The 12444-nt window shown below is 51.6% G+C and carries 12 protein-coding genes and 1 rRNA gene; all 13 read right to left on the bottom strand.

The window, feature by feature from the left end; all coding sequences use genetic code 11:
- Positions 1-109: ribosomal RNA gene (locus WFK81_RS29015) — 16S ribosomal RNA — on the bottom strand; the annotation flags it as partial.
- A 206-nt stretch (positions 110-315) separates the two neighbouring features.
- Positions 316-759, bottom strand: a complete 444-nt coding sequence (locus tag WFK81_RS29010) for a GtrA family protein (RefSeq protein ID WP_336790752.1) — start codon at positions 757-759, stop codon at positions 316-318.
- On the bottom strand, positions 749-1732 hold the full coding sequence (locus WFK81_RS29005) for a glycosyltransferase family 2 protein (RefSeq protein WP_336790750.1): 984 nt from the start codon (positions 1730-1732) through the stop codon (positions 749-751). The genes WFK81_RS29010 and WFK81_RS29005 overlap by 11 nt, the downstream gene beginning before the upstream one ends.
- Before the next feature lie 22 nt (positions 1733-1754).
- Positions 1755-5195 carry a phospholipid carrier-dependent glycosyltransferase gene (locus WFK81_RS29000; protein ID WP_336790748.1) on the bottom strand — a complete coding sequence of 1147 codons (3441 nt, stop codon included), beginning with the start codon at positions 5193-5195 and terminating at the stop codon, positions 1755-1757.
- A 222-nt stretch (positions 5196-5417) separates the two neighbouring features.
- Positions 5418-6944: a lysine--tRNA ligase gene (gene lysS, locus WFK81_RS28995; RefSeq protein ID WP_336790747.1), complete on the bottom strand. Its 1527-nt coding sequence runs from the start codon at positions 6942-6944 to the stop codon at positions 5418-5420.
- Between the two features lie 182 nt (positions 6945-7126).
- Entirely contained in the window at positions 7127-7603 is a 477-nt protein-coding gene (gene greA / locus WFK81_RS28990) for a transcription elongation factor GreA (RefSeq protein WP_127496976.1), read from the bottom strand.
- A 262-nt stretch (positions 7604-7865) separates the two neighbouring features.
- A complete protein-coding gene (gene dusB, locus WFK81_RS28985) occupies positions 7866-8882 on the bottom strand; it encodes a tRNA dihydrouridine synthase DusB (protein ID WP_336790746.1) in 1017 nt (338 codons plus the stop codon).
- Positions 8883-8967: 85 nt separating this feature from the next.
- Positions 8968-9177, bottom strand: a complete 210-nt coding sequence (locus tag WFK81_RS28980; RefSeq protein ID WP_012772083.1) for a helix-turn-helix domain-containing protein — start codon at positions 9175-9177, stop codon at positions 8968-8970.
- Positions 9129-9650 carry a 2-amino-4-hydroxy-6-hydroxymethyldihydropteridine diphosphokinase gene (folK, locus tag WFK81_RS28975; protein WP_336790745.1) on the bottom strand — a complete coding sequence of 174 codons (522 nt, stop codon included), beginning with the start codon at positions 9648-9650 and terminating at the stop codon, positions 9129-9131. The genes WFK81_RS28980 and folK overlap by 49 nt, the downstream gene beginning before the upstream one ends.
- 7 nt (positions 9651-9657) lie before the next feature.
- Positions 9658-10044, bottom strand: a complete 387-nt coding sequence (folB, locus tag WFK81_RS28970) for a dihydroneopterin aldolase (RefSeq protein ID WP_336790743.1) — start codon at positions 10042-10044, stop codon at positions 9658-9660.
- A gap of 44 nt (positions 10045-10088) precedes the next feature.
- Positions 10089-10967: a dihydropteroate synthase gene (gene folP, locus WFK81_RS28965; protein WP_336790741.1), complete on the bottom strand. Its 879-nt coding sequence runs from the start codon at positions 10965-10967 to the stop codon at positions 10089-10091.
- Complete coding sequence (pabC, locus tag WFK81_RS28960) at positions 10964-11845, bottom strand: aminodeoxychorismate lyase (protein WP_336790739.1); 882 nt, start codon at positions 11843-11845, stop codon at positions 10964-10966. The genes folP and pabC overlap by 4 nt, the downstream gene beginning before the upstream one ends.
- Complete coding sequence (gene pabA, locus WFK81_RS28955) at positions 11842-12423, bottom strand: aminodeoxychorismate/anthranilate synthase component II (protein WP_012772078.1); 582 nt, start codon at positions 12421-12423, stop codon at positions 11842-11844. Before pabA ends, pabC begins: the two co-directional genes overlap by 4 nt.
- Between the last annotated feature and the right edge of the window lie 21 nt (positions 12424-12444).

Below are 12444 nucleotides of genomic sequence, written 5' to 3'. Positions count from 1 at the left end.
TACTCACCCGTCCGCCGCTAACTTTACCCGAAGGTAAAGTCCGCTCGACTTGCATGTATTAGGCACGCCGCCAGCGTTCGTCCTGAGCCAGGATCAAACTCTCCATTAAAGTGTTTGACTTGCTCATTACTTGTTTTATCGCTTTTCCGTTATAAATAACGGGGCAGTTTCGCTCGTTGTTCAGTTTTCAAAGAACAATTTGTTTTTCGTGTCGTTCGCGTTTATCTCAGCGGCGACAAGAGATAATATATCATGATCGCCTATAGGATTGCAAGCATTTTTTTAAAGTTTTTTTGAGACTAGCTTTTTAACGCTTTAAGACTCCCTGAATACCCACCACTTGCTGCCGGCAAAGTTGAGGATAACAGTTACCCCAGTTGCTAGAAGCTTAGCCGTTAACGGACCTAGCCCCGCCGCTTCCGTAAGTTCATAGAGGAGCAGCATAGACACTCCCAGCACGACCGCGTTCAGCAGGACGAAGCGCATAGCCCTTCCGCGGTCCGTTTTGTCCCCCTCCTTTTTTGAAGTCCCCTTAAAGGTAATGAGAGAGTTAAGCACATAGCTATTCGCCATGCCTGCACTATAAGAGACAACCTGAGCGGGAAGAACGTACAATCCCGCCCACACTAGAATGCTATAGACAATAAAGTCTACGAGGGTGTTGAGCAATCCGACCATATTAAATAAGACGAATTGCTTTAACGCGCCAAGCCGTTGCTTTCTTGGACGAATCTGCTGCCGGGGCTGTTCAATGGACATATTCTCGTTCCTTCTCCTGCTTATCCTCTTGTTCCTTCTCTTCGCTAAACCCTCTGGCTTCTCTTACGATATATAGAGGACGGTTCTTGGATTCGTCATAGATCCTTCCAATATATTCGCCGATGAGTCCAAGCAGCATGAGAATAATCCCGTTAAACAAAAGATTAATGGCTACAATGGTTGTCCATCCCGCTACCGTGCTTGAAGTAAAGAGGCGCTGGCACAACACGACCAATAAATAGACGAAGCTTGTAGCTGACAAGGTAAAACCGATATAGCTTGCGATTTTGAGCGGCTTATAAGAGAAGGAGGTAATCCCGTCCACCGCAAAATTAATCATTTTTTTCAGCGGATACTTAGTTTCTCCCGCAAAACGCTCCTCGCGAACATACTCCACCATCGTCTGCCGGAAGCCCACCCAGCTGACAAGACCCCGTACGAAGCGGTTTTTCTCTTTCAATCCGCGCAGCACATCGCAGACCTTGCGGTCGATCAGGCGGAAATCGCCGGTGTCCATCGGAATATCGAAATTCGTCAGGCTCCGCATCGTACGATAGAACATCATCGCGGTTAATTTCTTGAAGACCGTTTCGCCTTTGCGCTTCAGACGCTTGCCGTAGACAACCTCATAACCTTCCTTCCACTTCGCGATCATCTCGAGCATCACTTCCGGCGGATCCTGAAGATCCGCATCTATAATAATAATGGCATCGCCCCGCGCGTAATCCATGCCGGCCGTAATGGCAATCTGATGACCAAAGTTGCGCGAAAAATTGATCAGACGGACATTGTCGTCCTGCTGGCAAATGGCCTCCACGATTTCGACCGTCCGGTCCTTGCTGCCGTCGTTAACGAATACGAGCTCGTAAGGTTCGCCGTATCCGTCCATCACTTCTTTCAGTTTGGCATACGTATGGCGAATCACTTCTTCTTCGTTATACATCGGCACTATAATGCTGTATCTCGCCTTCATGCCAGTCTACCCCTTCCGTTCATCAGCTGTAAAAGACCCAAGAGTCAAAATGTCTTAAAGCAATCATCACATATTCCTTGCTTACTTCCATGCCGGAAATGACCGGATAATACATTATAAACAGAACTACCGCTATGCCGGCATACGCCCAGCGAATCCATTTTTTGTTTTCGCGGCCCTCTTCGAAACGGGTGAATATATAGACGATAGCCAGAATCATGAATGGGACCATGGCGAAATAATGGTATAAGAATGTCAGACGCGGAACGAGCATCCATGGCAGATACTGCGATAAATATGCGATCCACAGCACGTACATCCGCTTATCCTTGCGTTTTACGCTTATATACAAGGCAGCGATAACGGCAAAGATTCCCGTCCACCAGATGAGCGGATTGCCAAATGCGGAAATGGATGAGATCATTCCCGGCTCCAGATTCTTGCCGTTGTAATACCAGACCGGCCGCTTCATAAACGGCCATTCCCACCATTGGGATGAATACGGATGCGTAGCGACAAGCTTGCTATGGTAATCATACATATGTTTCTGGTACTCGATTAGCCGTTCCGCCGTATACGTATCTCCCTTTACGTGGAGAACCGGAATGTAGGACAAACAATAGATGACTAGCGGAATCGCGACGAAAAAGACGAGACAGCTTGCAAGTGTCAGTACCGTATTGCGCGCAAACCCTCGGGAAGCTTTTTGATAGACCGCTTCTTCCGGATAAGGATAGCCTTCTTCCCTGTCCGCCAAGACGCGTTTGGCAGCTGCTTGCTCAAGGTAACGCTCAATCAGAACAAGCGCCAGCATAACGGCCAATCCGGCACCGCCGTAAATGACAATCCATTTGGAAGCTACCCCAATCCCGAACATCAGCCCCGCCCAGAACAAAGGCACAAGCGTTTTCCGCAACGGAGACCGATAAAAGCTCATTTCCCTGTATTTATTCATAAAGTAAAACATCAGCATGATGAAAAAGACGCCATACACGTCGATTGTTGCGATTCGTGTCTGCGTAAAATGCATAAAGTCTGCCGCAAAGAGGACCGTTGCCGTTGCCGCGTAACCCGTCCTGCGGAACAGCTGCAGGGCAAACAGAAAAATAATGGGAAGCATCGCAATCCCAAACAACGTACCTACAATCCGCCAGCCAAAAGGGCTAAGTCCAAATACTTTTATCCCAACCGCAATCAGCAGCTTGCCGAGCGGCGGATGCGTATTCTCGTAAGCCTTCATGCCATGAAGATTCTCGTAAGCGGTACGGGCATGATAAATCTCGTCAAAATAAGAGCTGTTCAAGTAGTTCGGCTTATACACGGCATTCTGCTGCTCGTCAAACAACCGACTGCCCGCAAGAGCCGCGTCCTGCTGGACGGCGCTTGCGTCTCCAAGATCAACAACCTGCTCAACCGGGATCGGCTTGTCGCCGCCTTCCGGATAGAAAGCAACCTCCTGCATGGAGAACCCCCACTGGGTAACCGTGAGCTTCGCATACCGGACCGTCTGATTGACCGGGTTAACCGTCCACTTCAGGTCGTCGCCAACCTTCTGCTCAATCTCAATGGGACTGCTCCATTGATCCGGCGTGCTGCTGCTGAATTCCCATTTGTATTTGCCAACGCCAACCCCGTTAAAGCTGTTCACTTGGCCGATCTGCACCGGCTTGCCGAAATCCACATAGAAGCTTTGGCCGTCCCGGTCAGCCTTCCATCCGCTGTCGAAGCTAACCGTGGAGCCCAGATTCACAAGCGCAATGACGGCATAAACGCCCGTAATAACGGACATCCACAGCCAATCCTTGCGCTGCAGCCTGGAAGCAGGCTGCTCTTGCGCCCTGACGTTTTGAAGCAGCCGCTCTTGGGAAAGAGCTAGCTCGTCTTTCTTCACTGCAGGAACCGGCTGCTGGCGACCCCTGATATATCTATCATAGCCAATATAAATCATGTATAAATACAAACCGATATTTATTAGCGAAGTTACGATCATAATGCCGTTCGAAGAAGGCAGGAACGTATTTGCCTGACTGAAGGCCAGAACATAGCCGACGTTAATATAATGCGTGATGCTAAAGCCAAGCAGCAGATGCAAAATCCGGCGGTCCTTCGCTTCGATATAAGCGAAGATCATCAGAAGCAGCGCCGGGAACATGTAGCGCTCGTGCATTTTGGCAGCAAACATAAAGACGGTAACGATTAGAATCAAAGCCATGTAGAAGGTACCGGACAGGTCCTTCTGCTGCTTGCGAAAGGCAAAGAAGAGAACGGAGACTACAGTCGCAAAAACAATCCCGATATTCCCCCATGCGGAGTATTCCAGCCCCAGCCAATGCGCGTCTAGCTTCGCCCAGTTGCCGCCGGTTAAAGCATAGAGATTAAAGGCGTTCAGCGTGGCGTACGGGTAAGAAGACAAGGTTGATTTATAAAGATGATAGAGCGCGGATAAACCGCCGTTCTTCCAAATAAACGGTGCGGCTAGCAGCAGGAAAGCAACGGCTCCGTAAACAATACCCGCGGCGACACGCTTCCAATGCCTGAGGCTGTAACCGTAAGCGAGCAGCATAACCGGCGTAAAAATCAGCGCCTGCGGCTTCACAAGCACGGCCAGCGCAAACCAGATCGAACCGCGCTCCAGCTTTCCGTCTGAAATTGCACATATGGCCAATACCAGAATCAGCGCAAAAAAGGAATCCACCTGTCCCCATCCGGCCGAGTTGATCCAGACGGCAGGGTTCCAGACGAAAATCATGGCCAAGCCGAAGGCAGCGCGGTGATCGAGTTTTTTCACGGCGGTGCGATAAATGAGGTATCCGGTAATAAGATCCGTGAAAATAGCCGGAAGCTTGTAGAATACAATCGCCGCATCGCTGGTAGACCCGATGCCAAACCATGATTGCAGCGCCCCCATTACGTAGAGCACATAAATATAGCCGGGCGGATAATCGGCGAACAGGCCTTCCTGATAGAAGTTGCCAAGTCCGTCCTTAAAGGCATGATTCGCCCAATAAATAAACGTATTGATATCATTCGTATAGCCTGGATTCGTGGCCGCTATGTAGAACCGGAAGGCGAATGCCGCCAGAAACGCGATCCACAGCCCGTTCAGGGAAGGCTTGCCGCCAGACGCAAGGGGCTTGCCGCTCACCGTGAATTCCCGGGCACGCAGCCATCTGCTATACAAGTAAGCGAATAAGGCGCCAAACAACGCCGATATCGATAATACCGAAAAGGCCGATATTTTCTTCGGATCTATTTTCTCCTGGTTTTGAGGTGTTGCCGAGGCGGCCTGTTCCGACTGCAGAGTAAGGACAGGCGAGAAAGCTTCTGTCGCAATATTGCCTAAGGCATTGGTTTCTGCGCCGGCACTCCCCTCAGCTGATACATAACCGTTCATGGCAGGCAAAAGGCCAACAACGAGAACAAACAATAAACAAATGATTGCACGCAAGCCACTCTTCCACATTTTCCGCGGTTCACCTCAAACGTTAAGTTTCTTGAGCTTGTTTTTCCTGTAAAATACATTCTCACTTTCCCTATCAAATGTCAATGTGCGCTCCTATCCAAGTGAAAACGGCTGCGCCGTCCATAGGAAGGGCAGCTTACGTTTCGCGAATGAAATATAAGCAAAGTATAATAAAAAGCACCGCCCGGACCTGTAAGTCCAAGCGGTGCTGTCATTGTCTTCTTATTCGCCTGCACGCTCGCGCATATGCGGGAACAGCAGAACGTCGCGGATGGAAGGCGCATCGGTAAGCAGCATAACAAGGCGGTCAACGCCAATGCCAAGTCCGCCGGTAGGCGGCATGCCGTACTCGAGGGCGCGGATGAAGTCGTCATCCATCTCATGCGCTTCGTCGTTGCCTTGCTCTTTCTCGACAAGCTGAGCTTCAAAGCGCTGGCGCTGGTCGATCGGATCGTTCAGCTCGGTGAACGCGTTCGCATGCTCGCGCGCTACGATAAACAGCTCGAAGCGGTCCGTAAAGCGCGGATCTGCCGGGTTCTTTTTCGCCAGCGGCGAGATCGCAACCGGATGTCCCGTAACGAATGTCGGCTGAATCAAGGTATGCTCGCAATGCGTTTCGAAGAACGCATTCAGGATGTGGCCAAACGTCATATGCGGCTCGACCGGTACTTTATGCTCCTTCGCAAGGGCATGAGCTTCTTCGTCGCTCATCTCTACGCTGAAGTCTACGCCGGTAACTTCTTTAACCAGGTCCACCATCGAAACGCGGCGCCACTGCGGCGTCAGATCGATCTCTTGACCTTGGTAAGAAATTTTCATCGTGCCGAGAACCTCTTGCGCGATATGGGCAATCAGGTTCTCCGTCAGGGCCATGATGTCCTTGTAATCGGCATAAGCCTCGTACAGCTCGATCATGGTAAACTCCGGATTATGGCGCGTCGAGATGCCTTCGTTCCGGTAAACGCGGCCGATCTCGTATACTTTCTCCAGACCGCCCACGATAAGGCGTTTCAGGTGAAGCTCAATCGCGATACGCATGTACAGCTGCATATCAAGCGCATTATGGTGAGTGATGAACGGACGAGCCGCGGCTCCGCCGGCAATGGAATGCAGCGTTGGCGTTTCCACTTCGAGGTAGCCCTTCGAATCAAGGTAACGGCGCATCGATTGGATAATGCGGGAACGCGTAATGAACGTCTGCTGTACGTCCGGATTCACGATTAGATCGACATAACGCTGGCGGTAGCGCAGCTCTACGTCCTTCAGTCCGTGATATTTATCGGGCAGCGGAAGCAGCGACTTCGTCAGCACTTCCACTTCATAAGCTTTTACCGATACTTCGCCGGTGTTGGTCTTGAAGACAACGCCCGTGATGCCAACGATATCGCCGATATCGAGCATTTCGAATGCCGCGTATTTATTCGCTTCAACCGTATCTTTACGAACGTAGATCTGGATTTTGCCGGAAAGATCCTGAATATGCGCGAAAGAAGCTTTGCCCATGCCGCGCTTTTGCATAATGCGGCCCGCAACGCTTACCTTGATTGCTTTCTCTTCCAGCTCTTCCTTGCTGAGCTCCTCATAAGCGGACACAATGTCTTTCGCATTGTGCGTACGCTCGAATTTGACGCCAAACGGGTCAACGCCAAGGGCTCTCAGCTCGTCCAATTTGTCTCTGCGGATTTGCAGAAGTTCGCTTAGTTCTTGTTCTTGTTCCACTCCCGTGTTTTGCTGATCCACTTTATTCATCTCCTAAATTAAAGGCACTGCTCAAGCGTAAACGGCTGCGCCATCCTTTGGAAGGGCACGGACGTTTCGCGAGTGAAATATAAGCACCGTATAGAGACAACCTATACTTTCTTATATTTAACGTTCAAAAAGCTTCCGATAAGGAAGCTTTCGAAAGATATGCGCAATTGGCAGTGCAGACCTTATTTTTTAATATCGACGATTTTATATTGAATGATGCCGGCAGGCACGCTAACGTCCACAACAGTACCTTTCTTCTTGCCCAGTATCGCTTTGCCTACGGGGCTCTCATTCGAAATCTTGTTGCGAAGAGGATCGGACTCGGCTGTTCCTACGATTGCATATTCCATTGTATCACCGAATTCCAAATCTTCCACCGTTACAACAGATCCAATACTTACCGTATCGGTATCAATCTCATCATTATTGATAATCCGCGCGTTGCGGAGCATTTTCTCAAGCGTAATGATACGGCCTTCGATGAAAGCCTGTTCATTTTTGGCATCCTCATATTCCGAGTTCTCGCTGATGTCGCCGTAGCCAATGGCCACTTTAATACGTTCCGCTACTTCACGACGCTTGACCGACTTGAGGTTTTCCAGTTCCTCTTCAAGTTTCTTTAACCCGTCCTGAGTCAGAATGATTTCCTTATCGCTCATCTTCCGATTCTCCTGTCGTGTGACATATTATTCATACGGCGTATGAATTCACTGTTATCTAAATATATGGCATTCCCCGTTCCTCATGCCAAGTTGCGGGGCAGCTAGCGCGGAAACGACGATGTCGTTGATGTATATTGCAAGATTATATTTCAAAGACACCCCGAATGTCAATCAAAGCCAAATTTGTGTTGTAACCGCTTTATCGGCAATAGACTTAAGAGGATTATCGGCCTCTTGACCGATAATCCTCTTCGCTCTCTTAATGTGCGTTGTTAGAGCTTCCAGCCATATCGGCAAGAGCTTCTTCATCCAAGGAAGCAATGTACTGCTCCAAAATTTCGACAAGCTTGTCGCGTCCTGTCTCTTCCATAATGACATCTTTCACGCGCGCCGCGCCCGGAAGTCCTTTGAGGTACCAGGCCATATGCTTGCGCATCTCGCGCACGGCGGTCGCTTCGCCCCTCAAGGCTACAAGACGGTCCATATGCAGAATCGCAACTTCCAGCTTCTCGCGCGGAAGCGGATCCGGCAGGAGCTTGCCCGATTCCAGGTATTGAATCGTCCGGTACAGCATCCAAGGGTTGCCGAGCGCTCCTCGTCCGATCATAACCCCGTCGCAGCCGGTATGGTCGAGCAGGCGGCGGGCATCCTCCGGCGAGAAGACGTCGCCGTTGCCGATGACCGGAATCGAAACGGCCTGTTTCACATCGCGGATAATATCCCAGTTCGCCTTGCCGGTATAGAGCTGCTCGCGGGTACGGCCATGAACGCTGACGGCTTTGCCGCCCGCGCTTTCGACAGCCTTCGCGTTGTCTACCGCGTAAATATGCTCATCGTCCCAGCCGATGCGCATCTTCACGGTAACCGGTTTGCTGACAGCGGCGGTTACCGCCGACACCATCTCGTAAATTTTATTAGGGTCAAGCAGCCAGCGCGCGCCAGCGTCGCATTTCGTAACCTTCGGTACCGGGCACCCCATATTAATATCAATAATATCGGCATTGGTCTGTTGGTCTACTACCATGGCCGCTTCGACAAGCGTCTCGCGGTCACCGCCGAAAATTTGCAGGCTAAGCGGCTTTTCGCGCTCGTCAACAAACAGCATTTCCATTGTGCGCTTGTTGCCGTGCAGGATCGCTTTGTCGCTGACCATCTCCGCGCATACAAGCCCGGTTCCGAATTCTTTGGCAATCAGACGGAAAGCCGGGTTGCAGACGCCGGCCATCGGCGCGAGCACGACTTTATTCTTCATCTCGATGTCTCCGATTTTCAACATGCTGCTTCTGTTCCTCCTTCCTAAATGAAATGACCGCCTTAATGACGGCAGTAATGAAGTTCTAGTGCGTCATATGAAAGGTACGTTATGATTCCGTATCCATTAATTCTTCATAGCTGATGCCAAGCGTATTCGCAATATTCATCATAAGCCGGGCATCGGGCTTGCGGGTTCCCCGCTCCAGCGATCCAAGGACCGCAACCGATACGCCTAATACCTTTGCCAGCTCCTGCTGGGTGTAGCCCTTCAGCTTCCGGAATGCCCGGACCCGCTGAGCCAATTGGTGATTTTCCATAACGTGATGCCTTCCTTTCCATCCTGAAGCGCCGCTGCTGCAGTAATCGAAACACGGTCCTGCAGAGGATGGGACGAATCGATGACATCCGCAAGCGGAACCAGCACGAAAGCCCGCTCCATCATACGGGGGTGAGGCAGCGTCAGCTCCTCGTCATCCATCGTAACATCTCCATATAACAGCAGATCTAGATCTATGGTGCGCGGTCCCCAGCGTATATCTCTTACGCGGCCAAGAAGCTGTTCCGCTTTAAATAACACGTGAAGAAGCTCAATGGGGGAAAGAGTGGTCTCAACGGCCATCGCCATATTCAGAAAAGCCGGCTGATCCGTATACCCGACAGGGTCAGTCTCATAAATACCGGATACCCTCAAAACTTGAACGCCGGGCTGCTGACGGAGGTATTCCACCGCCTGCCGAAGCAGTCCTTCGCGATCGTTAAGATTGGAGCCCATAGCTATGTATGCCTGCATCGCGGTGTTAGACACGGACAACACGCCCATTCCCGTCCCGCTTGCGGCGGAGCTCAATCGTAACCCCGTCAAAATGGATCTCGAACGGCGGATTTGGCTTCGTTACGCGAACCGTCACTTCATTTATCATAGTATAAGCTTCCAAAACCCGCGTTGCAATGCCGCCGGCCAAAGCTTCGATTAATTTATAGGGCTCTCCCTGCACGACGGATTTGATCTGCTCGTACAGCTCGGCATAGTTGATCGTTGCGTCCAGATCATCGGTTGCCGCAGCTTTCTCCAGGTCTAGCCTCAGGTCAAGATCCACGATAAACTTCTGTCCCAGCCGGTTCTCCTCCGAAAAAACACCGTGATAGCCGTAAAATTGCATGCCCTTCATGATCATGCTGTCCATCTTTAGCTTCCTCGCTTTCTATCTGAACGAAGGCATAAACGCCGTTATTTGCGGTACATAATCGCGTCGGTCATCATCGCTGTCCGCTTATTCGCCCTTACATCATGCACGCGTACGATTTGACAGCCTTGAGCAATGCCAAGCGCCGTTGTTGCTGCCGTGCCTTCCGCAAGTTCGTCAACCGGCAGGTTAAGCGTCTGCCGGATAAACCGTTTGCGCGAGGTGCCAAGCAGCACCGGGTAGCCAAGCGCGGTCAGTTCCGACAACCGGCCCATGAATTCGAGGTTGTCGTCATGGTCCTTGGCGAAGCCAAGACCCGGGTCGAGCCAGATCCGGCTTGCTTCAACGCCTGCCTGAAGCGCAATGGCCACGCTCGCCTGCAGGTCGGCGAGCACATCCGGGACAAGGTCGCCGTAGTCCCGGGCAGGGCGGTTGTGGCTGATAATAACCGGACAGCCATATTCGGCCGCCACGGCCGCCATAAAGGGGTCATGCTTCAGACCCCAGATGTCGTTGATGATATGCGCGCCCGCTTCAAGCGCCTGGCGCGCCGTCTCGGCTTTGTACGTGTCGATGGAGATCGGCACGTGAGGCGCAGCCTCGCGTACCGCCCGGATAACGGGCAGCAGGCGGCGCAGCTCTTCTTCTACGCTAACCGGCTCAAAGCCGGGACGCGTCGATTCCGCGCCGATATCGATAATATCGACGCCTTCCTCAACCATAGCCGCCGCACGTGCAGCGGCAGCATCCGCATGGTTATACCGTCCGCCATCAGAAAAAGAATCCGGCGTAGCGTTCAGAATGCCCATAATCAGCGTCCGCTTCCCAAGCTCCAGCGTCAATCCACCGTCAAGCTCATAGCTTCTAGTCCAAAAGGTCGGCTTATAGCCTGTAAGTTCCTGTCTCCGTTCTTGTTCACTCATCGTTGTTGTTCCTCCGTATCTTGGCGGTAGGCTAGCAGCAGCTCCCGCAGCACGGGTCCTGCCGATCCGGAACCAACCACCGTACTGCCGCCATGATGATCGGTTACGCGCGTTACCGGTACAAGCTCCTGTATAGAAGTCGTCAGCCACACTTCATTCGCGGCAAGGAGCTCCTCAAACAGATAATGCCCTTCCTTCACGGTATAGCCAAGCCCGCGTGCCAGCTCGATAACCCGCTGCCTTGTTATTCCCGGCAAAATGCCGATATCTATTGAAGGGGTATAAATCGCACTCTCCTGCACAAAAAACAAATTGCTGACGATGCCTTCCGCAAGAAGTCCCTCATGGCTCAGCATAAGCCCTTCCGCCGACGGCGAAGCATCGCTTGCCAGCAATTCCCGCTTAGCAATTATATTGTTCATATAATGGAGAGATTTTAATCGAATGGCCCCTTCCGGGGTGTTTCTTGCGGTCTTAAGCAGTCGTAATTCTTTGCCTTCGCTGTACAGGCTCTCGTTATGGGGCGGAAGCGCCTTAACGAGCATGAACTCCGTTGGCTGCTCGTAATCCCCCGACGGAAGTCCCAGCTCCCCGGTTCCCGCCGTAACGGTGAGACGGATATAACCTTCCGTAAGCCCGTTTTCTCTCAGCAGTCCGTCTATCATCTTCCGAAGCGCATCCAGATCCGGCTTGTAACGGATACCGATTGCTTCGCAGCCCTCCGCCAGTCGCTTCATATGCCGCTCCAGCAAATACGGCTTGCCGCCGTACGTGCGGAACGTCTCAAATAACCCCATACCGTACAAAAAGCCGTGATCGTATACCGAGATCACAGCTTCGCTAGATTCCATTACCGTACCGTTCAGCCCGATCTTCATCGCGCCGCGCCCGTCCGGATTTTCAAGAAATTGCGCAGCATGTCATGACCGTGCTGCGTGATGATCGATTCGGGATGGAACTGTACGCCTTCAATCGGATATTCCTTATGGCGCAGTCCCATAATTTCGCCTTCTGCCGTTTCCGCGCTGATCTCCAGGCAATCCGGAAGCGTCTCGCGCTTTACGATTAGAGAGTGGTAACGGGTAGCCGTATACGGGGAAGGAATCCCTTCAAAGATCGTTTTGCCGTCATGCAGGATTTCTGACGTCTTGCCGTGCATCAGCTTCTCCGCGCGCACAACGTCGCCGCCAAACGCTTGTCCGATCGACTGGTGGCCAAGACATACGCCAAAGATCGGAATAATGCCTTTGAAATGCTCAATGACCGACAGGCTGATCCCTGCTTCGTTCGGAGAGCAAGGCCCTGGCGAGATTAGGATATGGTCAGGCTTTAGCGCCTCAATGCCCGCAAGATCAATCTCGTCATTCCGTTTCACGACAACCTCTTCGCCCAGTTCACCCAAATACTGCACCAAGTTGTACGTAAAGGAATCATAATTATCAATTACTAGAATCATCGCTCCTGCTCCCCCTTTGTG

The organism is Paenibacillus sp. MMO-177, assembly GCF_037147795.1.
In the GTDB taxonomy this organism is placed as follows: Bacteria; Bacillota; Bacilli; order Paenibacillales; family Paenibacillaceae; genus Pristimantibacillus.
Note: the sequence above shows the minus strand (reverse complement) of the source record. Positions and strands in the feature narration are given on the sequence as shown.